Origin of the sequence: Rhodomicrobium lacus (genome assembly GCF_003992725.1) — a bacterium.
Taxonomy (GTDB): Bacteria; Pseudomonadota; Alphaproteobacteria; order Rhizobiales; family Rhodomicrobiaceae; genus Rhodomicrobium; species Rhodomicrobium lacus.
On sequence record NZ_RZNF01000012.1, the window covers coordinates 352353 to 373422 of the forward strand.

Below are 21070 nucleotides of genomic sequence, written 5' to 3' on the forward strand. Positions count from 1 at the left end.
CGTTACCGGCCGGGACGACGATTGCGGCCGCTCTTGCCGCGCTGCTTGACGGACTTCTTGCTCGCGAGGTTGCCTCTTGGCGCGACGGGAGCCTGCGCAGCCGGTCGTGCGGTTGCGGAATCGGTCTGCTGCGGCTTGTCGATCACGGCCTGTTCGCCCGCGGCCGTGGATGCGGCCTCGTTAGCTTCGGCGGCTTCTGCAACAGGCGCCGTCACCTCGGCCTTTGCGGGCGGCACGGACGAAGGCTTGCCGTCGGCGGCCTTGCCAGGACGAACCGGCTCCGCCTTCGGCTTGTGAGCGGCCTCATGAGATCCATGCTTTGCAGCGCCGTTCGCGCGCTTGAGCCCGATCTGCTGGAGCAGGTCCATGGTCTTGTCCTGGCGCTTCATGATCAGCGCCTGCTGCGCGAAGGTCAGGATGTTGTTCCATGTCCAGTAGAGGATCAGGCCGGCCTGGAAGGGCGCAAGCATGAAGGTGAACAGCACCGGCATCCAGGCAAAGATCTTCTGCTGGATCGGGTCCGGCGGCGTCGGGTTCAGCCGCATCTGGAGCCACATCGAAAGGCCCATGATGAGCGGCAGCGCGCCAAGCATCAGGAAGTGCGGCGGCGACCACGGGATGAGACCGAAGAGAGTGAAGATATTCGTCGGATCGGGGGCGGAAAGGTCGTGGATCCAGCCATAGAAAGGCGCGTGCCGCATCTCGATGGAGACGAGCAGGACCTTGTAAAGCGCGAAGAACACCGGGATCTGAACGAGGATCGGCAGGCAGCCCGCAGCCGGATTGACCTTCTCCTTCTTGTAGAGGGCCATCATGGCCTGCTGCTGGCGCGGCTTGTCGTCCTTGAAGCGCTCCTGGATCTTCTTCATTTCCGGCTGAAGCATCTTCAGCTTGTTCATCGCCGAATACGACTTGTTGGCGAGCGGGAAGAACAGAAGCTTCACGAGAACCGTCGTCAGGAGGATCGCGATGCCGAAATTGCCGACATGCTGATACAGCCAGTTGAGCAGATGATAAAGCGGCTGGGTGAGGAAGGGGAACCAGCCCCAGTCGACGAGCTTGTCGAAGCGGTCGATCTTGTTGTCTTCCATGTACTGATCGACGAGCGCGACCTGCTTCGCGCCCGCGAACAGCTTGTTCGTGAAGGTTTCGGCGGCGCCCGGAGCGACCGTGACCGGATTTTCACTGAATTCGACGAAGAAATCCTTCTGCGGTGTGCCAAAGAGCCGGGCCGTCAGAGGTTTGGACTGGTCGGGAACGAGCACCGCCGCCCAATATTGGTCGGTGAAGCCGAGCCAGCCGCCCTTGTCGGAGATGATCTCCTTCGACGCGCCCTTGTTGTTATCGGCGGCGGGGTCGAAATTCTTGATCGCGGCGGAATAGGTCAATTCCTTCAGCCCCGCGTCCTTGAAGAGGCCGATCAGCCCCTCATGCAGCACGGAATAACCGAAAAGGTTCGTCGGCTCGTAGAGGCGCGCCACCTCGGCGCGAGGCCGAAGCGTGACAGGCTTGCCTGACTTGTTCTCCACCGTGTCGGTGATGGTGAACATGTAGTGTTCGTCGAGCGCGATCGCGCGCTTGAAGAGGAGGCCCTTGCCGTTGTCATACGTCAGCGTGACGGGCTTGCCGGGAGCAAGAGCGCCCGAGCCCTCTTGCTTCCACTCCGTGTCAGGGCCGGGAACGGGAATGTCGGCCTGGTCGGTATACCAGCCGGTGTAGGCATAGAAGGGTTCGGGGCTGCCCGCTGGCGAAAGAAGCGTGACCGGCGGGCTGTTCGGGTCGACCGTCTGCCGATACTGCTTCAGCACGACGTCATCGACGCTGCCGCCCTTGAGGTTGATCGAGCCGGTGAGCGAAGAGGTGTCGAACGCGATGCGCTTGGATCTGTCGGCGAGAGCTGCCTCGCGAGACATGAATTTCGGCGTCGAGGGCACCGGGATCGCCGATGACGCGCGCGGAGCAATCGCCGCGCCCGCTGGTGCGGAGGGGTCCACGCCTTGCTCGGCGGCTTTTTGCTGCGCCTCGATGGCCTGCTGGCGCGCCTTGTCCGATGCGGGCTTCATGTAGAGGAACTGCCAGCCAAGCAGCACGGAAAGCGAAAGCGCAATCGCGATGATGAAGTTTCTGTTGTTGTCCATGAACCCGCTCAGAAGAACCGTTCGATGCGCGCCACGCGATCGAAGAAAGACTGCCAATCCGTTCAGCCAAATCGCTTTAGCCGGTTCCCGACTTCGTGGGAAGACAATCCGGCTTTTGCGGCGCAGCGATCACGGGGCAGGGTTATTTTCCTTGTCGGCGCGCGCCGGCTGGCCCACTTTATGGAATGCACGCCGCATATCCGCAAGTAGATCTTCGAATTTTCTGGTCAGCGCGAAGGCGCGGCCAATGATCACGTAATCCAGATTCGGCAGCGCGGCTTCCCCGAAAGTCAGGCGAACGGCTTCCTTGAGGCGGCGTCGCGCGCGATTGCGGTCGACGGCCTTGCCCCTTTTCCTGCCGCCCTCGCCTTCGACGGCGACCGACTTTCCCGACACGGTGAATCCGAAGCGCGGACCTTGGTTTTCGGCGTCCGCGCGCGCGAGGGCCTGCATGATGAACGCAGGCGTCACCCATTTGCGGCCCTTCTGAACGCGCTTGAATTCCGCGCGCGTCTTCAGCGTTTCCATGGCCGCAGCGCTTTCGGACGGCTTAAGCCGAGAGCTTCGTGCGTCCGCGCGAGCGACGGCGCGACAGCACCGCCCGGCCCTGCTTGGTAGACATGCGGGCGCGGAAGCCGTGTTTGCGTTTCCGGCGCAGATTGCTCGGTTGATAGGTTCTTTTGCTCATGACAAGGCGCTTTCTCTCTTAAACGCCATAGATAGGGCGTTTTGGCGGCTCGCGTCAATTGCGCGATGGCGAGAAATGAGAGCCCCGGTGGATCAAGTTGCCGTTTTATTACGCCACTTGCTCACCGGGATCCGAAAAAGCCTCGGTTAATCTGCTTTCGCGCTCTGCCCCGCGCCTGCACCTGTCACACGCCACACGACATTGCCCACGTCGTCGGCGACGAGCAGCGCTCCGTCCTTGTCGAAGGTCACGCCCACGGGGCGCCCGAGCGCCTCGTCGTTCTGGCTGAGGAAACCCGTCAGCACGTCGACGGGCATCCCGTTCGGCTTTCCGTTTTCGAAGGGCACGAAGATCACCTTGTAGCCGCTCTTCGGTTTGCGGTTCCACGAGCCGTGCTGCCCGATGAACGCCCCGTTAGCGAAGGGCTTGGGCAATCTGCTGCCTTCCGCGAAGGTCAGCCCGAGTGACGCGGTGTGACTTCCGAGCGCGTAATCCGGCACAATGGCCTTTTCCACGAGATCGGGCCGCTGCGGTTGCACGCGCTCGTCGACATGCTTCCCCCAGTAACTGTAGGGCCAGCCGTAGAAGCCGCCTTCCTTCACGCTCGTCAGGTAATCGGGCGGAAGGTCGCTGCCGAGTTCGTCGCGCTCGTTCACCGCCGCCCAGAGCACGCCGGTTTGCGGCTCTATGGCCATGCCGACGGGATTGCGGATGCCGCTCGCGAACACCCGATGCTGGCCGGTCGCAACGTCGACCTCCCAGATCATGGCGCGATCCTTCTCAAGCTCCATGCCGTTTTCGCCAATATTGCTGTTCGAGCCGATTGCGACAAAAAGCTTCGTGCCGTCCTTGCTGGCGACGATGTTCTTCGTCCAGTGGTGGTTAAGCTCTCCCGGAAGGTCTGTCAGCTTCTCGCCCGCAGCCGTGATCTTCGTCTGCCCCTCCTGATAGGGATATTTCACGATCGAATTGGCGTTGGCGACATAGAAGGTGTCGCCGATCAGCACCATGCCGAAGGGCGAGAACAGATTTTCCAGGAACACCTCGCGTGTTTTCGCCTCGCCGTTCGGGCCGACGCCGCGCAGGAGCGTGATGCGGTTCGCACTGCCACGGTTCGAACCCGCCATCTTCATGACCTTGCCCTGTACCCAGTTGCGGAAGCCCTTGGCCTCCTTGGGCGGCGCGTCGCTTTCGGCCACCAGCACGTCGCCGTTCGGCAGCACATAAAGCCAGCGCGGGTGATCGAGATGGCGAGCAAGCGCCGCGACCTGTAGCCCTTCGGCGGGTTTCGGCTTCTGGCCTTCGCCCCAGCCCCTTGCGATGGCGATGTTTACCGTGGGAAGCGTGGTTTCCTGCGGCGGCGGCAGATTGGGGTTCGGCCCCATCCCTTCCGAGACGGGCGTGGCGGTCTGGCTCTCACAGGCGGAGAGCGCAACTGCGGCGAACCCCATGGCGAAGAGTGTCCTTGTCGACTTCACGGCATAACCTTCCCTATTCTTCGAGAGGAAAAGGGCTCGGAAGCCGCCATGTTCCCTCAAGCCCGGGAGAGGAAGCCAAGTGCCCCCTGTCCCGCCGCTGCCCCGGTCGAGAACGCCGCCTGCAAGAGATAGCCGCCGGTCGGCGCTTCGTAGTCCAGCATTTCGCCGGCAATGAAGACGCCCGGCTTCTTGCGAAGCATGAAGCCGTCCAGTTCCGCGAAGGGCACGCCGCCAGCCGATGAGATGGCTCGCTCGATGGGCGCAGGCGCGGTGAGCGGCAGGCGAACGCCTTTGATGAGACGTGCAAGCTCGGCCGCGTCGAGATCGGCGAGAGGCGAACCGCCCCGCACGGCTTCTTCGTAAAGCAGGCCGATGGCGACGGGTGCGAGCTTTGCCGCCTTGCGAAGATACGCCGAAAGCGTTTGCTTGCCGCGTGGCCTCGAAAGCGCAGCTTCCAGAGCCCCGGCTTCGATCCCCGGACGCAGATCGATCACAAGCTCGGCCCCGCCGTTGCGCGCAAGGCCATCGCGCAAGGCCGCCGAAAGCGCGTAGATCGCGCCGCCCTCGATGCCCGCTTTCGTGATGACAGCGTCGCCGCGCACGCTCTGTCCTTCAAACGAAAACGCGGCGCCCTTCAGCGGCTCGCCCTCGAAGCGCGCGACGAAGATGTCTGAAAGGTCCGCCACAAAGCCGCAATTCGACGGTTTGAGCGGCGTGACATCGATGCCTTGACGTTCGAAGATCGGCACCCAGCGGCCATCGGAACCAAGGCGCGGCCAGCTCGCCCCGCCAAGCGCGAGGATCGTGACATCGGCGCGAATGCTCAACGCTCCGTCGGGCGTATCGAACAACAGCGCCCCGGACTCGTCCCAGCCCCGCCAGCGGCGACGCTGGCGGAAGGCAACCCCGAGGGCTCGAAGCCGCCCGAGCCATGCGCGCAACAGCGGCGACGCCTTCATCGCCTTGGGGAACACGCGCCCGCTCGTGCCGATGAACGTTTCCTGCCCCAGCGCGTTGCACCATGCGACGAGCGCGGACGGCGGAAACGCCTCGATAGCGCCTCGCAGATGCGGCTCCGCCGCGCCGTAGCGCGAGAGAAAGCGCGATATCTCCTCGCTATGCGTGAGGTTCAGGCCGCCGCGCCCGGCGAGCAGAAACTTGCGCCCGACGCTCGGCACCGCGTCGTACACGGTCACGGCGACGCCCGCGTTCGCGAGCACCTCCGCCGCCATCAGCCCCGCCGGACCGCCGCCGATGACGGCAGCCGTCTTTCCCGTCTCACCCATAGCGCCCACTCACCTCCATGTGTCGCGCGACAAAGCGCGCGAGCGGCGGCCCGATCATGAGGATGATCAGAAAACGAATGGTTTGCAGCGCCATGACAAAGGGCACATCGACATTCGTGGACGCCGCGATGATGGCAACCGAGTCCATGCCGCCGGGGCTCGTCGCGAGATAGGCCGTCAGCGCATCGATGCCGAGCGTCTCGGTGAGAAGCCACGCGAGCAAGGCCGAAAACGCAATCAGCGACGCGACCGAAAGGAGAATCTTCGGCAGCGCGCGAAACGCATGGGCGAGGATGGCCGGCGTGAAGCACAGACCGACATTCCAGCCGAGCAGCGCATAGGTCGCCGCCATCAGCCATTTCGGCAGTTCGATGTGGACGAGCCCGGCGAGGTTGAGCGCGGACCCCGCGAGGAGCGCGAGCAGCATCGCGCCGGAAGGAAAACGAGAGGCGCGGCCGAGAACGGCGCAGACGCCCGCGAGCGCCAGCGTCACGGCGAAGGCGCGCTCGTCAACGGCGGGAAACCAGGTGATTTCCGGGTGTGGAATGCCCGTCGAATGCGCCCAGAAAGTCGCCACGACCGAGGCGAGGCTCGCCACGCAGGCCACGCGGAAATATTGCATGAAGGCGACGAGCCGCGCGTCCGCGCCGAACTCGCCCGCCATGATCACCATCGCGCCCGCTGCGCCCGGCCACGATCCCCATACGCTCGTCGTCCCCGGCATTGCACGCCAGCGGCTCATGGCCCAGCCGAGCAGGCTCGACGCCGCGATGATCGCGAAGACGACGCCAAGGATGATCGGCCATTCCTTCGCAAAGGACTGAAGGATCGACGGCGTGATCGCGCTTGCGATGAAAAGCCCCATCAGCGCCTGCGCGCCGACATACGGCACGCTCGCCACGCGGATCGTTGCGCCCTTGACGCCGAGCAACACGCCCGCCGCCATCGGCCCCAGAAACACCGCCGCCGGGATGCCCGCGAGGTCGAGGAGCGCCGCGAACGCCGCCGAAGAAAGCGCGAGCAACAGCCACTGCCGGGCTCGCGGCAGCGTTTCAAGGCGGGTGAACGGGTTCAAATGCGACACTCCCGGGCAGCATCGGCGCGGCCCAAGCCCCGCATCTACCGCGCGCTTGCGGCAAAGGCAATCCGGCGTTGGGCGTGGCCTTATCTTACGGCTCGATGCGCTGTCGATGAACCACTGCGGGAAATCAAGGTCATTGCGAAGCGGAGGTTCGGGCAGCAGCCATGCGCTTAGTCCCCAATTCTCTTTCGCGGTGTTGAAAAGGCCACGCAAGTCTCGCGAAGGCTCGCAGGCAGGGCTAATTTGGGCCGAAGTGATTCTCGGCAAGCACTCTGCCTTCGTTGCGTCTCATCCCGCTGCGATTGTGCACTGCACAATGAGCCGTTATCCTGCTCAAGCATGGCGCCCGTGCGCCGGAAGTGGAATTCGATGTCAGAGAAACCGCGTCTTTGCAGCTTTCAAAGCCTCGGTCCCAACGGCTTTCACGAGGTTGCCTATACCGAATGGGGCGACCCGCAAAACCCGCATCTCGTTTTCTGCGTGCATGGCTTCACGCGCAACAGCCGCGATTTCGATGTCCTTGCGGAAAACCTCGCCGATGAATGCCATGTGGTTTGCATGGATGTTGCCGGGCGCGGGCGAAGCGAATGGCTGCCAAAGAAAAGCGATTATTCCTTCTCGCTTTACCTCACGGACGCGGCCGCGCTTCTGGCGCGCGTCACCGCCCCGGCTCCACCGCCAACCGGCCTGAAGCGGGTTTTCAGGCGCGCCAGCCCGAAGCCGAAGCGCCATGTCGACTGGATCGGCACTTCGATGGGGGGCCTCATTGGCATGATGCTCGCCGCGCGGCGGAATTCGCCGATCCGCAGGCTCATCCTGAACGACGTGGGGCCGCTGGTGCCTTGGCCTGCCCTCATGCGCATGAAGAAAGCGCAGACCGGGCTCGGCCGCTCCTTCGCTTGCCTCGAAGATGTCGAGTTCCATCTTCGCGAAACGTGCGCTTCATTCGGTCCGCTCTCAGAAACGCAATGGCGGAACGTGACGACCAACAGCGCTATCGAGCAGCGCGACGGTTCCTACGTCCTCGCTTTCGATCCCGCGATCATCACGCATATGCGCTCTGGCGGCGTTACGGGCGTTGCCTTCGGCAATGAGTTTCTGGCCGGTGTGGATCTTTGGCCGACCTATGAGGAGATCCGTTGCCCGACGCTCGTGCTGCGCGGCGCGGAAAGCGACCTTCTGCTCAGGAAAATCGCCGATGACATGACGCGGCGCGGACCTCGCGCGAAGATCGTCGAGTTCGAGGGAATCGGTCACGCGCCGTGGCTGATGGCGGACGACCAGATTGCGGCGGTGCGCGATTTTTTGTTCGCAAGCGGTTTAAGAGCCCCGGCTGCTGAACCGGTTCGCTTGAAAAAGGTTGCGTTGCACCCGGCGTGACCTCGGGAGAATTTTCAATCGGCGCAAAACGAGGAAACGTCCGGGATTGCGCCGGACCATAACACAGCGCGTTTCCGCATCCATAAACGCTCCGGGCCGGCGGCGGCTTCGCTGGAAGAAGTCTCGCGACCGACGACCGGCCGCGAGACAGGATTTTTATCGGGCTGCGGCGATGTCGAAGCCTTCTTCCTTACAGCTCACGGTGAGAAAATCATTGATTTCCTTGACCACGCCGTTTGCGATCACGCTGAAGTTCGCGTCGACCGCCGTCGCCGACCAGATTGCGGTCTTGGCCAGAATGGGCGCCTCGATGGTGCCCCAGTTCAACTGTGCCTTGGTCGCTCGACCGTTCTCGAAGGTGACGACCGGCTCGATCGACAGCTTGACATCGTAAGCGGCGCCCTCAGCCGGGTTCTTGTTGTCGAGCTTGCAGACGATGTCATGCTTCTTCAGCTTGAGCGTTGCGGATGATTTCGAGGCGGCCTGGCCGATTGCGTCGCGGTCGAGATTGATCTGCGCCGAACACTGCGCATGTCCCCATGGCCATGTCAGCTTGTCTCCAAGAAAGCGCGCTTGAATATTGGAGCCGAGCCACGTCTTCGTGACGTTGCACGAGATGGGCGCGCCGCCCTTCGCTTCGGCGAAAGCCTGGCAGATTTCGCGCTTGCACGCCTTGCGGTCTTCCTTTTCCTTGACGAGGCGCGCCTCAAGCTCCGGCGCGAGGGCCGGGGCGGGCGCCGCATCCTCCGCCGAAGCCGGGGCGGAAACTGTCAGAACCAGCGCGGCAGCGCCTGCGAGAAGTGCGAAATTTTTTATCCAGAGGGTCATGTTCTCTCCAGGAATTGTTGAGTTTGCATGCGATGTCTGCGGATCGGGCGATGGAAGGCGATACCACGCCCCGGCACGATGAGACCGCGCGATTTCTGCGGGGAGAGCCTGGGCCAGACAGACGCCTTGGTCAGATCGCGCGATCCGCCCGATGCGTCGCAAGCAATAGACCGGGACTTGAATGCCTCCTGACGCGAGTAACCGAAAAATGTCCGCAAAGCAGGATCCTATTGAAATCAAGACAAAACCGTTCATTTTCGTCGAAGCGGTGATGCTCTAAAGCAAAGGAACCACGCTTGCAAGCGGAAGCATCTTGATGAACGTGGCGAAACCTTGCTTTACGGTGGAAGTAGACACGACGACGACATCGCCCGATTGCAGGGGCGGGTCGTCAGCGTTACCGCTGCGAATATCCGCAATATCATAGCGAATGGCTGATCTATTCCCGTCGGCAGTGCGAAAAACCGCGACCGTTGAATCGGCCAAATCGTCAGTACCGCCAGCCTGCGCCACAGCCTGGATCAGGGACAGACCGCCGACGATGGGCACAACGCCCGGCTTTTTCACCGCGCCCTCCACGGTAACGCGCTGACTGTTATACTCCTTCACGAAAACGGTAATCTGCGGTTTCTGAAGATACGTCGCCCCGAGGAGCGCGGTAAGTTCCTGCTCGATTTCGCGCGCGGAACGGCCACCCGCCTGGATCTCGCCGACGAGCGGATAGTTGATCGTTCCCGCTTCGGACACCTGCACCGTCTTCGACAGGTCCGGAACCTTGAACACGGTTATATCAAGGACGTCGAGCGGTCCGACCTTGTAGGCTTTGCTCTTCGGATCGCTCATCGCGCCATAAGTGATGGCAGCATCCTTGAGGGCATCGGCTGCGCTCGGCTGCCTCACGGGAGCGCCCCGAGCCGCGACGTCCGCTTTCGGCGCAGCGGATTCGGCAGCTGAGGGCTTGCCTGCGAGAGATATCTTTTCGGCAGACGCGTCACTGAGCGAAGAGCCGCCACACGCGCCGACGAAGGCGGCGACCATCACCGGAGCCAGAAATCCGAACAGAGCCTTGATCCCCATGTATATTCTCACTCGTGATTCCTTCCGGCTCCGGCAAACCGCCCGCACGGAGGTTCTTCAGGACGCCCAGAGGACGCGTGACGACCAGGTGATATGCCTCGGCTTCGCCGACAATCTTGGCGGCGGCTTCCCGCCCCTGAAGAAGGTCAGGGGGACGAGAATCGTTGTTGTGCGCGTCGGTTGCCAGGATATGGACGCGCCCTTCTTCGAGCATCCGCTGAGCCCAATAGCGTGGACGGCGCCCGAATCTCCCCAGAAGCGATCCGGCGGTAACCTGCATCCAGACCCCTCGCGCTGAAAGCCGTTCGATGACGTCGTATTTCCCTTCGATCCAGCTCAACCGCTCGGGATGGGTCAGGATCGGGACATAACCGGCGACGAGAATGCTGAAAAACAGCTCTTCGAGGCGTGCGGGCGCCGTGTGGTGCGGCGGCTCTACGAGGACATAAGCCGTATCGTCGAGCGCCAGGAGATGCCCGCGGCGCAGCGCATCGACGAAATCGGGAACGATATGATTGTCTGCGCCCGTAGCGATGTGCAGCGGGATGCCGGCTTCATCGAGCCCATGTTGCAGCGCAGCCGCCGATTTACGGATCTGAGGGCCGGTATTGTGATAGAGCCCGGGCGTTATATGCGGGGTACAGGCGACGCAGAGCACGCCCTGATCGACATAGGCGCGCGCCATGTCGAAAGAAACCTTCATATTGGGCGAGCCGTCGTCGATTCCGGGCAGAAGATGACTATGGAGGTCGAACATTCCGCTCAAACTGTCGTTACAAATTTCACAACTTGAGCGAACTTTATTGATTTAACGATTCCATTCAAGTCCGGCGAAGGACATGAACTGCGCTGGAGATAAAACATCCCCAGATAATATTGAAAACATGCAACCTGAAGGCGATTTCAGACGCATCATTTTCAAAATATACCACGCTTTTACTCGCAAATGTTACGCAAGGTTGTAATGACCTCAAAACTGAGGGGCGCTTGCGCAGCATCTCGCGAAACCCGCGCGCGAGCGCGGCTCACGGAGCGGATCGTTTCCAACCATGGAAAATGAGCGCTTACGCCGTCTGCTTTGCCGTGAACTCGCGAAACACATCAAGCGTTTCGCCGCTCACATGATGCTCGATGCCTTCCGCATCGCGGCGCGCCGTTTCCGGCGATATGCCGAGCGCCAGCAAAAACGCCTCCACCACGCGATGACGCTCCCGCGCCTCCGACGCCAGATTCTTTCCAAGCTGCGTGAGGAAAACGCCCCGGTAAGGCTGCTGAATCACGAAGCCGTCCTCGATCAACCGCTTCAGCATTTTCGCGACCGTGGGCTGCGCCACACCGAGGCGCTCCGCGATATCCACCTGGCGCGCCTCACCCCGCGCGGCGATCAGATCGTCGATCAACTCGACATAATCTTCCACGATCTCCAGACGATGCGCGCGCCGCGTCTCGCGGAAGCTCGCGGACTGAATGTCGGCGTCGATAAGAGGGTTGCTGTCTGTGTTCTGCGTGGACATGGCGTTAATGCGAAAAGGCGATCTGTCTTGCATCCTAGAACGGTGAGCGGGGATTCGGAATCTCTTTTGACGCGGTTCGGGCCTCGGTGAGCGCCAACTTGGCGCACCGCCACCGCGTTCCCGCATTCCATCTAGCCCTCCCTTCGCCTCACCGGAAATTGTTCTCCACGCAAACGCAAGGGGCTTGTCGAACCGCACCCGCCCATTATAGCATAGACTATACTTCATAGGGAGGTAAATGAATGGCTTCCGACGCGTCATTTCCGATCGATAATGTTCCAACCGCGGGCGGTGTTTCGCACGCCGCGTTGCGGGAAGCCATCGCCGGGAGGCGCGGACGGATCGTCACCGGATGGCTGTTCACCGGCCCCGCCGTCGTAGCCTCCATCGCCTATATCGACCCCGGCAATTTCGCGACCAACATCCAGGCGGGCGCGAAATACGGCTATACGCTCTTGTGGGTGGTGCTGTCCGCGAACCTCATCGCGATGCTCTTTCAGGCCATGTCCGCGAAACTCGGCATCGTCACAGGACGCAACCTTGCCGAACTCGCGCGTGAGCGCTTTCCGTGGCCGCTGGCGCTCGTGATGTGGATCGTGAGCGAAATAGCCGCCATCGCCACCGACCTCGCCGAATTTCTCGGCGGCGCCATCGGCTTCTCGCTCCTGTTCGGGGTTTCGCTCCTCACCGGCATGGCGGCGACCGCCGTCATCACCTACGGCATCCTGATGTTCAACGGCGAGCGCTTCCGGCGCGTCGAGCTTGTCGTCGGCCTGTTCGTCGCCGTCATAAGCATTTGCTACGTCGTCGAACTGTTCATCGCGCCGGTGAACTGGGGCGGCGCGGCGGCGGGCCTCGTAACGCCGCAGATCGCTGACGCGAACGCGCTCATGATCGCGGTCGGCATCGTCGGCGCAACCGTCATGCCGCATGCGATCTACCTGCATTCCGCGCTGACGCAATCGCGCGCTGTGCTCACATCCGATGCCGAGCGCGAACGCGTGCTGCGTTTCTCGAACCGCGAGGTGCTGATTGCGCTGGCTATCGCTGGCGTCATCAACATGGCGATGGTCATCATGGCCGCGGCGGCCTTCAACGCGGGCAACCCCGAGGTCGCCGAGATCGAGACCGCCTATCACATGCTGACGCCTTTGCTGGGTGGCGCGGCGGCGACCGCGTTCCTCGTTTCGCTGCTCGCTTCCGGCGTCTCAAGCTCGGTCGTCGGCACCATGGCCGGACAGGTGATCATGCAGGGCTTCTTCCGCCGCCGCATCCCGATCTGGCTGCGCCGCCTCGTGACCATGGTCCCGGCCTTCGCTATCGTCGCATTGGGCGTCGGCGCGACGGAAGCGCTCGTGATGAGCCAGGTGGTCCTGAGCCTCGCGCTTCCCTTCCCCATGATCGCGCTGATCGTGCTGTCGAGCGACCGCGATCTGATGGGCCGCTTCGCCAACGGCCGCCTGACAAAAATCGCGTCGATGACGGGCGCCGCCGTGATCCTGACGCTGAACGCGGTGCTGCTTTATCAGACCGCTTTCGGAGGGTGATCGGAGAAGCTTAAGCGCAGCGGCTTGCCGCGGGCCGCTTTTCAAAGAAACGCCTTGACGAATCCGGCCCGGTTCGGTGTCTATAGGCGTGCGGCGCGTCCCCGCCGGGGCGCGCTTGCGCTTTCCGCGCGTGTAGCTCAGCGGTAGAGCATCCCGTTTACACCGGGACGGTCGGGAGTTCGATCCTCTCCGCGCGCACCAGAATGCTTTGGCATTGTTTCTTCACGGTTTTTCAGTGGGTGGGACACCGCGGTTTCCTACGCCGCAGCGCTCAGCTGCGCCAGAGTTGCGGCATCCTTCTTCAAAACCGCGTCGTAGAATGAGAGCCACTGCGCCGTCACGGCGTCGGGCGTGAAATCGCGGGCGTAGGTTTCATGGCCGTTCGCGACGAGCGCCGCCGCAAGGGCGTCGTCTGCCAGCACGCGGGCGAGCGCCGCGCGCAGCGCCTCCACATCGTCGATGGGCACGAGCAAACCGTTCACGCCGTCGGTCACATGCGCGGCGGGCCCCGCGCTCATCGCGGCGACGAAAGGCGTCTTCGCGGCCCACGCTTCGAGGATGACATTGCCGAACGGCTCGTAGCGTGAGGGCAGCACGCAGACATCCGCCGCGCGCAGCAGCGCCGAGCGGTCGGTGCGCCAGCCGAGGAAGCGCACCCGATCCGAAAGGCCCAGGTCGACGGCGAGCGCCTTCAGCTCGGCTTCAAGCGGCCCGTCGCCCGCAAGCCACGCATAGACGCCCGGCAGCCCCGCTACCGCATGGAGGAACGTATCGAGCCCCTTCTTCTGATGCAGCCGCGACAGCGTGAGCAGCACCTTCGCATCGGCTGGCGTGTCGAGCGCGGCGCGATCCGCAGCGGCAAGCGGCGTGATCGTCGGAAAGGTCGGGATGTAATGCGCCCTGTCGGGCGCGACACCGTTCCTCACCATGTGCGCACGGATATCGCGCGTAACGCCCACGATGCGCTCGCAGGCGGCGAAATGCGCAGGATCGTAATAGCCGCCGAACCAGCCGATCAAGGGCTGAGCGCCCTTCGACGCGAGGCTCGCCGCGCGACGCATCCATGTCTGCACGATGTCGGGTTTCTCGCGCGCGACGAGGCGGCGGATCAGAAAGCGCTGCGCGGGCGCGAAGGGAAAGCGCAGCACCTCTGGCGCAAGCCGCACGCCCGCCGCTTTCAGCTCGCCGAAGCGGCTTTGATCCTCGCGCATCACCACGCATTGATCCACACCCGCTTCGTGCAGCTTCATGATGACGTCGCAGGCGTAGGTTTCCGCACCGCCGTTGGCCTTGCTCGTCATGATCTGGAGAATGCGCATCGGTTCGGCCTCTTTTTGCATCACGCTGCGGCGGCGCGGGCGGGTGCACCGTCGAGCACGGAAAGCACCACCTCGGCCGCTCTGGCACTCGGAGTGCCCTGCGCGAGGAACATGCGCTCGCGGATCTTCGCCAGCGCGGCAAGCTGCGCGGCCCGCTCCGGCGTATCGCCGCCAAGCAGCGGCGCGAGCGCGTCCGCGAGCTTCGGCGCGGTGCAATCCTCCTGAATGAATTCGGGAAAGGCGTTCTCGCCGAGCACGAGATTGGCCAGCACCACCGAATGCACCTTGAGCAGGAAGCGGAGCCGCGCGGCGAACGGATCGACGCGATAGGCCACGACCATCGGCGTTCCCGCCACGCCGAGTTCGAGCGTCACGGTGCCCGACGCCGCGAGCGCCGCATCGGCGAGCCGGAACGCGGTGAACTTGTCTTCATCGCCTTCGAGGAGGTGCGGCTTGTTCGGCCAGTCCGCGATGGCTTCCTCTATCATGCCGCGCACATGCGGCACGGCGGGCAGCAGCATCGAGAACGGCCCGATCTTCTGGCCGAGCGCGAGCACCGTCTCGCCGAAGGGCTGCATCAGGCGCGACACCTCGGATGTGCGGCTGCCGGGGAGTACGAGCAGCACGGGGCGCCCCGGCGCGATGCCCAGCCGGGCGCGGAAGCGCTCCGTGTCGAGGCTGTCGATCCACGGCGCGCGCTCGATCAGCGGATGGCCCACATAGCTGCACGGCGGCCCGCCGAGCCGCTCATGCGCGGCCGGCTCGAAGGGCAGGAGCGCAAGCAGGTGATCGACATAGGGCTTCATCTTCTTCGCGCGCCCGGGCCGCCACGCCCACACGCTCGGGCTGACATAATCCACGATCGGAATGTCGGGCCGCTGGCGGCGGATGCGCTTCGCGATGGGATGGGTGAATTCCGGGCTGTCGACGATGATGACGGCATGCGGATTATAGGCGAGCGCCGCGTCCACCGCGCGCCACACACGCCGCACGAGCTTCGGCAGGCGCGCCAGGATCGCGGCCGGTCCCATCACGGCGACGTCGGAAAGCGGGAAGATCGAGGCCAGCCCCGCCGCGTGCATCTCGTCGCCGCCGACGCCCGCGAACTCGAACGCGTCTTCGCCCGCTCGCGCCTTCAGCGCCTCCATGAGCTTCGCGCCCAGCACGTCGCCAGAGTGCTCGCCCGCGACGATAAAGATGCGCCTTGCCTCTGCCATGCGTCCTCCGGTCAGCTTCGGCCTCACCCTATCGCGGTGATTTCGGGCTGTCATGTGGCTAGCGGCGCAAACGGCGGGAGAACGGGGCGGCAGAGGAAGGGCGCGGCCCGCAAGGAGCCGCGCCGCTTTCGCGTCTCAATCCGCAACCTCCGCCTTCGCGAGTTCAACGTCGAGCCATTCCATGGCGTCGACCGGCTCGAATCCCGCCGCCTGCTCGTAATGCTGCGTCGCCTCGACGAGCTTCGCCTTGCCGAACAGCATCGCAAGTCCGTTCGCGTATTCGATATGCGCCACGGCGTAGTCCGGTGCGAGCTTCAGCGCGGCCTCGTAATGCTCCAGCGCCGCTTCCTTGGTCGCGCCGAAGGTGAGGCGTGCCGCCATGCCGCCGACCTTGTTCACGACGTTCGCATGGAAGGCGCCGAGTGCGATATGCGCGTCCGCGTGCTTCGGCTCGATCTCAAGCGCACGTTCGAGGGCAGCCTTGATCTTGCCGCCATGACCTTCCGCCAGCGCCTTCGCGACCGAGATGCCCTGGCTGTAGCGGCCGAGCGCCTGCGCGTAGAGATACCAGCCGTTCGCGAGGTTCGGCGCTGCCTTCTGGAGGGTCTCGGCGCGGCGGACGACATCGAGAAACAGCGCGAGCTTCGCGTCGTGGTCGCGTTCGAGATAGGTGGCCTGAATGTTGGCCGCCTTGTTCGCGACGTTCGCGCCGATGGGGCCGAGCGACGCGCCCAGCATGAACGCGTCCTCGAAATCGCCGCGATGGTAGGCCCGCCACGCATCCTGAAGGATCGCCGCCGTGTCGCCCGCGTCTCCGTCCGGCGCGAGCGGGGCAAGCGCCTTCACGAAAGCCGCGTCCGGAAAGGGCTCGCGGTCGCCGCGATGAAGCCGCGCCCAGTTCTTTTTCAGCAATTGGCTTGAATATTCGAATGCCTCACCTTCATAACGTCGCCACTTTGTTTTCTTCGCCGTCATTTTTGTTTCCTCCCATTTTTGTATAGTGCCCGGAAAGCTTGTCGAAATGAGCGCGCTCCTGTTCGCGCAAATATGGAGCGGCCAGCGAAAGACACCGTGCGACGCCTCTGGCCAGCGTGTCGCCATCCGGCTCGGCACGCGGATTGAGGACGTAGGCGTGACACAGCCACCACGTCGCAACGAAGACCATGCGCTCAGCCAGTGCGCGCGTCTCGGATGGATCGACGAGAAGCGCGCCCCTCGCCACAAGACCGGCAAGAAGCGCTTCCGCCGTCCGCGTCTGCTCCTCGATGACACGGCGTATCTGCTTTTCGATGACGCGGTGCCGGGACAGCAGCTCGATCAGGTCGCGATAAAGGAAGCGGTGCCGGAGGATCGTTTCGAAGGTGAGATGCAGGAAAAGCCAGAGGTCGTCCGCCTCGACGGCCCGTGCTCCCGGCAGCGCGAAGGTCGCTTCGATCTCGACGAGATAATCCTGCACCAGGTCGTCGACGATCCTTTCCTTCGACGGGTAGTGATAGTGCAGATTGCCGTGGCTGATGCCGACATCGGCGGCGATTGCGGACAGCGTCACGTTCGGCTCGCCGAAACGGTTGAAAAGCAGAAGCGCGGCGTTGCGGATGCGCGCGCGCGTCTGGCGTTTCGGCTTGTGCTCCATCGCGGGCCGCTCCTAAGGCCCATCTGCCGCGCGCAGCGCGGGTTCGAGCCGCGCCAGCGCGTCGGACAGCTCCTGCAAGGTCGTACCGAGGCGCCGACCGCCGTCTTCTTGCGGCAGAAGCGTGAGGGTCGTGTCGCGAAGCACGTCCTCATCCAGCGAAAGACCGTGTCTCGCGAGGATCGGCTTCAATTTCGAGGCGCGGGCGCGAAGATCGGCGCGGGTCTGCTGGTAGGCATGCTCACACAGCCGACGCCGGTCCGCATAGCTGAACACGTTGGTGAAGAAGATCATCGCGTCGTCCCGGCGCGGCTCGAACAGCACGATATCGGCTTCGGGATATTCGTGCCGGTAGCGATCCATGCCGACCTTCATGCGCGAATAGATCAGCGAGCGGATGGTTTGCGACATGATGGTGACGAAGCCGCCCTCGGCGAGGCTTTTTATATTCATGTCGGGATGAGGATCGTCTGCCTTGAACGGCACGAGCGGATTGATCGCGAACAGGAGGCGCACGCCGTCGCGCAGAGCAGCGGAGGCGTGCAGCGTCTTTTGCAAGGCGCCGTCGACATAATAGCGGCCGTCGATCAGAACCGGCGGAAAGAAGCCGGGCAACGCCGCGCTCGCCTCGACCGCGCTCGAAATGCGCACGTGGTCGAAGCCTTTCGCGCCGAAGGTGACGAGTTCGGAACGGTCGAGGTCGGTGGCGACGATATAGAGCTTGCGCTGCAGCTCGCGAAAATCGTCCGTGTGGCCGGGAGCGGCGGCCAGCCTTTGCAGATAATCGCGAATGGGCCTGCTGTCGAACAGGCCGCCCGGCAGCGCCTGCGCGAGCCGCTGGAATGACTCCACCACGCGCCGCCGATTGGTCCCGCGCACGTAATCGGCGACCGCCGACGCGAAAAGCGGCGGCAGCATCGCCAGGCGTTTGGAATACTCGCCGAACGCCGGTTTCATGAGCACTTCCGGCTCGAACGGATCGTCGGCACGCTCCGTCTCGATGAAAAGCTCGTACATGTCGCGCGGCGTGATGCCGTTTGCGAGACCGGCCGCGAAGAACGCGCCCGCGCTCACGCCGACATAGACGTCGCATTCCGTGAGGCGCAGGCCGCAAATCGCCTCGTCGAGCGCCACGAGCGCGCCGACCTCATAAATGCCGCCGAGAGGGCCCCCGCCCGCAAGCGCGACCCCCGTCCGCGGCGGCCTGATGCGACCGCTTCCAGCTTTATCGCCCATGGCGCATCAGGAATGCGCGCGCGGCGAAGCCTTCTTCGTGGCCGGCTTTTCGGCAGCTTCGGCGACGGTTTTCTTCTTGCCGCCGCTTTCCTCGTCCTCGTCGAGTTTCGCCGAAAGCTTTTCGGCGACCTTCGTCAATTCGTGCACCCGCTTCGACAACGCGTCGATGTCGTTCTTCGTCGGAACGTCGAGGCTGTGCAGCGCGCGGGCGACGCGGTCGACGAACACCTGTTCGAGCTTGTCCCACGTGCCGGTTGCCTTGGACTTCACGTCCGAGATGGCTTCCTGCGCCTGCTTCGACGTACGGTTCTGCACCGCTTCGCCTTCCTTCACGAGCGCTTCGAAAAGCTTGCCGCCTTCTTCCTGCGCCTTGGCGAAGGCACCGAGGCCCGCAAGCCAGATGTTCGCGGCGGAATCGCGGATCGTCTGAACGAGATGGGTTTCGCTGCCGTCGCCGGCGAGTTCGTTGAGTTTCTTTCCCATTTTATCCTCCCATTCCCTTCGCTGTGCGAATGGTTTTATGTATTCGTATTTATAATCTGCAGGGCCGGAAAGTCGATTGACCTCAATCAAACCATTCTAGGCTGTTCTGCCTAATCATTTAGTGGGACGGGCGACGGCGGGAGAACATGCCGCGTCCTAGGGAGGGTGCCATGATCTATTTCGTAACCGGCGCGAGCGGCTTCATCGGCAAGCGGCTCGTGAGGGCGTTGTTGTCCCGGACCGACGCGACCGTCTACTTCCTGATGCGAAGTCACGACCCGGCGCGGGCCGACGCCCTTCGCAAATATTGGGGCGTGACGGCGAAACGCGCCATCGCGGTGCAGGGCGATCTTCTGAAACCAGACCTCGGCGTGTCGGCGAAGGACACGCGCGCGCTGAAGGGCAAGGTCGACCACCTCTTCCATCTCGCCGCCATCTACGATCTCGACGCCGACGCCGAAATCGAGATGCGCACCAACATCAAGGGCACGCGCAACGTCGTCCGCTTCGCGGAGACCATCGGCGCGCGGCATTTCCACCATATGAGTTCCATCGCCGCCGCGGGACTCTATGAAGGCACGTTCCGCGAAGACATGTTCGAGGAGGCGCGCGGTCTCGACCATCCCTATTACGCAAGCAAGCACGAATCCGAAGGCGTCGTTCGCCGCGAATGCTCCGTGCCGTGGCGCGTCTACCGGCCCGGCATCGTGGTGGGCGATTCGAAGACCGGCGAAATGGACAAGATCGACGGGCCCTACTACTTCTTCGGCCTCATCAAGAAGATCCGGGGCGCGGTGCCCCCATGGATGCCGCTCGTGGGCCTCGAAGGCGGGCGCATCAACATCGTGCCCGTCGATTTCGTGGTCGCCGCGCTCGACCACATCGCGCACAAGCCCGGGCTCGACGGCCGCGCCTTCCATCTCACCGATCCGCATCCGCATCGCGTCGGCGATGTGATGAACATCTTCGCGCATGCGGGCCATGCCCCCGACATCAGCATGCGCGTCAATGTCGGGCTGCTCCGCCTCGTGCCGCCCGGCCTCAAGGCGGGGCTGTCGTCGATGCCGGTGCTGCGCCGCCTGCAGGCCGCGCTCCGCAAGGAACTCGCGCTGCCGAAGGACGTCTTCACCTTCCTCAATTACCCGACGCGTTTCGATTCGAGCGAAACGCAGGCGATCCTCGAACCGGCGGGCATCACGGTGCCGCGCCTCGACGATTACGCCGCCGCGCTCTGGGATTACTGGGAACGCAAGCTCGACCCGGATCTCATGACGGCGAAGACGCTGCGCAAGAAGCTGGCGGACAAGGTCGTGCTCATTACCGGCGGCTCGTCAGGCATCGGCAAGGCCACGGCAATGAAGCTCGCGGGCGCGGGCGCAACCGTGCTGATCGTGGCGCGCGATCCGGCGAAGCTCGAAGCCGCGCGCGAGGAAGCGGCCGCGAAGGGGCTCACGCTTCACACCTACGCCGCCGACGTGACGCACGCCGAAGAGTGCGAGGCGCTGGTGAAGCAGGTGCTCGGCGAGCATGCGCGCGTCGACGTGCTCATCAACAACGCGGGCCGGTCGATCCGCCGCGCCGTCGCCGACTCCTACGACCGCATGCACGATTTCGAGCGCACGATGCAGGTGAATTATTTCGGCGCGGTGCGCCTCACGCTCGGCCTCCTGCCGTCGATGGTGGAGACGGGCGATGCGCATGTCATCAACATCTCGTCCATCGGCGTGCTGACGAGCGCGCCGCGCTTCTCGGCCTATATCGCGTCGAAGGCGGCGCTCGAAGCGTGGACGCGCGCGGCGGCCGCGGAATATCTCGAAAAGGGCGTGCATTTCACCGTGGTGAATTTCCCCCTCGTGCGCACGCCGATGATCTCGCCGACGAAGATCTACGACCATGCCGCCGTGCTGACACCCGATCAGGCCGCCGAGATGCTGGCCGAAGCGATCCTGCACCGCCCGGCGCGCGTCGCCACGGGCCTCGGCGTGTTCGGCGGCCTCGTCGGCGCGACCGCCCCCCGGCTGGGTCTTCTTGTCAACAGCGTGCTGTTCCAGCTCTTCCCGGACACCGCGGCGAAAGGAAACGGCGCCGCGGCGGATCGCGCGCCGGAACCGCACCTCACCGCCGAGCAGGTGGCCTTCTCGACGCTGTTCCCGGGGATTCATGTGTAA

At 63.7% G+C, this 21070-nt stretch carries 19 protein-coding genes and 1 tRNA gene; 4 read left to right on the top strand and 16 right to left on the bottom strand.

Going from position 1 to position 21070, the window contains the following annotated elements; all coding sequences use genetic code 11:
- Window positions 1-2: 2 nt before the first annotated feature.
- The 6 genes from yidC to EK416_RS11065 form a co-directional block, all read right to left on the bottom strand.
- Window positions 3-2138 (bottom strand): membrane protein insertase YidC, encoded by a 2136-nt coding sequence (gene yidC / locus EK416_RS11040; RefSeq protein WP_127077548.1) that lies wholly within the window; start codon window positions 2136-2138, stop codon window positions 3-5.
- A 129-nt stretch (window positions 2139-2267) separates the two neighbouring features.
- Window positions 2268-2666, bottom strand: a complete 399-nt coding sequence (gene rnpA / locus EK416_RS11045; protein WP_127077549.1) for a ribonuclease P protein component — start codon at window positions 2664-2666, stop codon at window positions 2268-2270.
- Between the two features lie 22 nt (window positions 2667-2688).
- Window positions 2689-2826, bottom strand: a complete 138-nt coding sequence (gene rpmH / locus EK416_RS11050) for a 50S ribosomal protein L34 (protein ID WP_127077550.1) — start codon at window positions 2824-2826, stop codon at window positions 2689-2691.
- Window positions 2827-2972: 146 nt separating this feature from the next.
- A complete protein-coding gene (locus EK416_RS11055; protein ID WP_127079725.1) occupies window positions 2973-4277 on the bottom strand; it encodes a PQQ-dependent sugar dehydrogenase in 1305 nt (434 codons plus the stop codon).
- An 83-nt stretch (window positions 4278-4360) separates the two neighbouring features.
- The gene (locus EK416_RS11060) at window positions 4361-5590 is read right to left on the bottom strand and encodes a BaiN/RdsA family NAD(P)/FAD-dependent oxidoreductase (protein ID WP_127077551.1); all 1230 of its coding nucleotides are present in this window, start codon (window positions 5588-5590) and stop codon (window positions 4361-4363) included.
- Window positions 5583-6665 carry an AbrB family transcriptional regulator gene (locus EK416_RS11065; protein ID WP_127077552.1) on the bottom strand — a complete coding sequence of 361 codons (1083 nt, stop codon included), beginning with the start codon at window positions 6663-6665 and terminating at the stop codon, window positions 5583-5585. The genes EK416_RS11060 and EK416_RS11065 overlap by 8 nt, the downstream gene beginning before the upstream one ends.
- A 375-nt stretch (window positions 6666-7040) precedes the next feature.
- Between EK416_RS11065 and EK416_RS11070 the strand changes: the two genes are divergently transcribed.
- Complete coding sequence (locus tag EK416_RS11070; RefSeq protein ID WP_127077553.1) at window positions 7041-8051, top strand: alpha/beta fold hydrolase; 1011 nt, start codon at window positions 7041-7043, stop codon at window positions 8049-8051.
- 156 nt (window positions 8052-8207) lie between these two features.
- On the opposite strand, the gene EK416_RS11075 is transcribed toward EK416_RS11070, so the two are convergent.
- The 4 genes from EK416_RS11075 to mntR form a co-directional block, all read right to left on the bottom strand.
- On the bottom strand, window positions 8208-8879 hold the full coding sequence (locus tag EK416_RS11075; RefSeq protein WP_127077554.1) for a hypothetical protein: 672 nt from the start codon (window positions 8877-8879) through the stop codon (window positions 8208-8210).
- A gap of 276 nt (window positions 8880-9155) precedes the next feature.
- The gene (locus tag EK416_RS11080) at window positions 9156-9956 is read right to left on the bottom strand and encodes a polysaccharide biosynthesis/export family protein (protein WP_245434027.1); all 801 of its coding nucleotides are present in this window, start codon (window positions 9954-9956) and stop codon (window positions 9156-9158) included.
- Window positions 9871-10713 (bottom strand): tyrosine-protein phosphatase, encoded by an 843-nt coding sequence (locus tag EK416_RS11085; protein ID WP_127077555.1) that lies wholly within the window; start codon window positions 10711-10713, stop codon window positions 9871-9873. The genes EK416_RS11080 and EK416_RS11085 overlap by 86 nt, the downstream gene beginning before the upstream one ends.
- A 307-nt stretch (window positions 10714-11020) precedes the next feature.
- Window positions 11021-11470 (bottom strand): manganese-binding transcriptional regulator MntR, encoded by a 450-nt coding sequence (gene mntR, locus EK416_RS11090; protein ID WP_127077556.1) that lies wholly within the window; start codon window positions 11468-11470, stop codon window positions 11021-11023.
- Window positions 11471-11712: 242 nt separating this feature from the next.
- Between mntR and EK416_RS11095 the strand changes: the two genes are divergently transcribed.
- Both EK416_RS11095 and EK416_RS11100 read left to right on the top strand, forming a co-directional pair.
- Window positions 11713-13017 carry an Nramp family divalent metal transporter gene (locus EK416_RS11095; RefSeq protein ID WP_127077557.1) on the top strand — a complete coding sequence of 435 codons (1305 nt, stop codon included), beginning with the start codon at window positions 11713-11715 and terminating at the stop codon, window positions 13015-13017.
- Between the two features lie 126 nt (window positions 13018-13143).
- A tRNA-Val gene (locus EK416_RS11100) sits at window positions 13144-13218 on the top strand.
- 56 nt (window positions 13219-13274) lie between these two features.
- Here EK416_RS11100 and EK416_RS11105 read toward each other — a convergent pair.
- From EK416_RS11105 to EK416_RS11130, 6 genes are all read right to left on the bottom strand, one after another.
- Entirely contained in the window at window positions 13275-14336 is a 1062-nt protein-coding gene (locus EK416_RS11105) for a glycosyltransferase (protein ID WP_127077558.1), read from the bottom strand.
- Window positions 14337-14356: 20 nt separating this feature from the next.
- On the bottom strand, window positions 14357-15553 hold the full coding sequence (gene lpxB, locus EK416_RS11110; protein ID WP_127077559.1) for a lipid-A-disaccharide synthase: 1197 nt from the start codon (window positions 15551-15553) through the stop codon (window positions 14357-14359).
- Window positions 15554-15688: 135 nt separating this feature from the next.
- Window positions 15689-16528, bottom strand: coding sequence for a tetratricopeptide repeat protein (locus EK416_RS11115; RefSeq protein ID WP_127077560.1), 840 nt, complete (start codon window positions 16526-16528; stop codon window positions 15689-15691).
- Window positions 16494-17186: a TetR/AcrR family transcriptional regulator gene (locus tag EK416_RS11120; RefSeq protein ID WP_127077561.1), complete on the bottom strand. Its 693-nt coding sequence runs from the start codon at window positions 17184-17186 to the stop codon at window positions 16494-16496. Before EK416_RS11120 ends, EK416_RS11115 begins: the two co-directional genes overlap by 35 nt.
- Window positions 17187-17198: 12 nt before the next feature.
- Entirely contained in the window at window positions 17199-18419 is a 1221-nt protein-coding gene (locus EK416_RS11125) for a patatin-like phospholipase family protein (RefSeq protein WP_127077562.1), read from the bottom strand.
- A 6-nt stretch (window positions 18420-18425) separates the two neighbouring features.
- The gene (locus EK416_RS11130) at window positions 18426-18902 is read right to left on the bottom strand and encodes a phasin family protein (protein ID WP_127077563.1); all 477 of its coding nucleotides are present in this window, start codon (window positions 18900-18902) and stop codon (window positions 18426-18428) included.
- A 170-nt stretch (window positions 18903-19072) separates the two neighbouring features.
- On the opposite strand from EK416_RS11130, the gene EK416_RS11135 reads away from it, so the two are divergent.
- Window positions 19073-21070 (top strand): SDR family oxidoreductase, encoded by a 1998-nt coding sequence (locus EK416_RS11135; RefSeq protein WP_127077564.1) that lies wholly within the window; start codon window positions 19073-19075, stop codon window positions 21068-21070.